This is a genomic window from Haloferax sp. s1, assembly GCF_058382125.1.
Window position 1 is genome coordinate 1 of record NZ_JBZRPK010000538.1, and the last position, 2424, is coordinate 2424.

The 2424-nt window shown below is 60.6% G+C and carries 3 protein-coding genes; all 3 read right to left on the reverse strand.

Annotation, left to right across the window (positions count from 1 at the left end; all coding sequences use genetic code 11):
- Positions 1-456, reverse strand: a 456-nt coding sequence (locus QT222_RS09310; protein ID WP_491477001.1) for an Hsp70 family protein, incomplete at its 3' end; no start/stop codon positions are given.
- A gap of 213 nt (positions 457-669) precedes the next feature.
- Positions 670-1452 (reverse strand): alpha/beta fold hydrolase, encoded by a 783-nt coding sequence (locus QT222_RS09315; RefSeq protein ID WP_004056754.1) that lies wholly within the window; start codon positions 1450-1452, stop codon positions 670-672.
- Positions 1453-1591: 139 nt separating this feature from the next.
- Positions 1592-2320 carry a nucleotide exchange factor GrpE gene (locus QT222_RS09320; protein ID WP_491477002.1) on the reverse strand — a complete coding sequence of 243 codons (729 nt, stop codon included), beginning with the start codon at positions 2318-2320 and terminating at the stop codon, positions 1592-1594.
- Positions 2321-2424: the final 104 nt, after the last annotated feature.

Below are 2424 nucleotides of genomic sequence, written 5' to 3' on the forward strand. Positions count from 1 at the left end.
GGTCGGTTCGTTGACGATACGCTCGACTTCGAGACCTGCGATTTCGCCGGCGTCTTTCGTCGCCTGACGCTGTTTGTCGTTGAAGTACGCAGGGACGGTGATGACCGCCTTTTCGACCTCGTCGCCGAGGTAGTCTTCGGCGTCGCGCTTGATTTTCTGGAGAATCATCGCCGAAATCTGCTCCGGCGTGTACTCCTCGCCCTCGATATCGACAGTGTACCCGTCGTCGCCCATGTGGCGCTTGATGGAGCGGATGGTGTGCTCAGGGTTCTGGATAGCCTGGTTCTTCGCCGGCTTGCCCACCAAACGCTCACCATCGTCGGTGAACGCGACGACGGACGGAGTCGTTCGGTCGCCTTCTGCGTTCACAATAATCTCCGGGTCGCCGCCCTCCATTACCGCGAACGCGCTGTTCGTGGTACCGAGGTCGATACCCAGAATCTTGTTGCTCGCCATCTTGCCCGCAAATACCGTCTTTTGCCGGTTAAAGGTTACTAGATACTGCGACACACGGCGTGGAATAAGGTCGACGCCGTCATGCGATTATGAATTCTCGAATCGAAACAGGTCGGTCGATTTATGTAGAACCGCCTGACCCATTGCTTGTGCGATGAATAATCAATTATTCAACAATATTTGCGGGTGCGAACAGTGGTCAGCTGTCGCGGCTCAGTCTGCTGATTGTGGTCGTTCGGTTCCGTCACTCGCATTCTCAGTTGTGGGCGAGGTCGCTTCGGGACCGTCGGCAAGGACGGCGAGGACGCGCGAAAGCGTTCGTTCGCGCCCTTCGCTGGCGAAGAACTCGTGGCCGCCGTCGTAGGGAACGAGGTTCGATGCGGGCGTCCGGTCACCGATGGCGCGAACGTCGACGACGCGGTCCGAAAGGGAAGTGAACACGACGTCGTTCGGACTGAACGGTGGCAACGACTGCTGTGCGTCGTGAATCGTCCGAATGAAAGCAGGCGAGACATTATCCGGGGCGTCGGAGACTTCGGCAGCGAGTTTCAGTCCGCCGAGGTCCTCGCGGGAGATACCGCTGGAAATGAACGGTTTCGTCGTCGGAAGTCGGACGAGGAGCGGGAACAGAAGTCCGTCGAGTCCCGAAGTCGTCATTCCCCACCACGGACTCAAGAAGACGTTTCTGACCGCGAGGTCGAGATGGGCCGCGACGAGACCGCCGGTGCTGTGACTGAGGACGAGGTCGATGTCGCGGTCGACTACGTAGGCCCGAACTGGGTCCACGTACTGGCTGTCGAAGTCCCACCCGTTCGTCGGAAGTTCGACGGCGTGGACGTGATACCCGTCGTACGTGAGCCGGTCGATGAGCCACTCGACGCACTGATGTCCCGGTTTGTTTCCCCACCCGAGGACGAACAGGAGGTCGTCGTCGACGGGGTCACCGTGTTGGGTGACCCGGACGGTCGGACGGTGCCGGCGTGGACGGAGTCGCATGACGTAGTGATGGTGAGGTGAGAACAAAAGTCCTCGCCGGGATGTTCACGTCCTCACTGGGACGTTCACGCCCTCGCGGGGGTGATTCAACCCCTCGTCTCCGCGGTGAGGGGCTATTCGTCTTTGCTGCCGATGCTGGCTACTCTTTACTGACCGTAACTTGTGCGGCGCGGATGACCTTCTCAGCCATCTCGTAGCCGGGTTGGAACACATCGGCGATGGTGTCTGCGGGCTGGTCGCTCTCGACGCGCATCATCACTTCGTGGCGCGTCGGGTCCACGTCCGTCCCGGGTTCCGGGTCGATGATTTCGACGTTCTCGTCTTCGAGGATGCGGTCGAATTCCTTCAGCGTCGATTCGATGCCGTCGCGGATGTCGGCGTCCTCGTCTTGGTCGAGAGCACGGACGAGATTGTCTCGGACCGTCACGACGCGCTCGACGAAGTCCTCGGTCGCGCGCTCTTTGATTTGCTGTTGGCGCTTTTTCGCTCGCTTCTTGTAGTTCTGGAAGTCCGCCTGCGTACGCTTGAGACGCGATTCGAGGTCCGAAGCGGTCTCTTCGGCCTCGTCGCGTTCCGTTTCGAGGTCGGCGACGGATGCTTCGAGGTTGGCAACGCGTGCTTCGAGAGCCTCGACTTCGGCCGCGAGTTCGTCGTCGTACTCGGCCACACGCTCAGAGACAGTGACCGACTCGGCATCGCTTGACTCCGCTGTCGTCTCACCGGCCTGCTCGTCACCGGTCGATTCCTCAGGAGCCGCGTCGTCGGCCGCGGACGCATCCTCAGCCGCCGATGATTCCGCGTCAGCAGCGGTCTCGGTGTCGGATTCTGCGTTCGCTTCCGTGACCGACTCGGCAAAGTCGTCGCTCATGGGCGGGAGAAGTGTCCGACGCGGCTTAAGGGTGTAGACTGCCGCCCGGCCGAAACCTTTCTCATCGCTGCAGTGAGTTGTTGGGCGAATGGCAGTGGCTACTG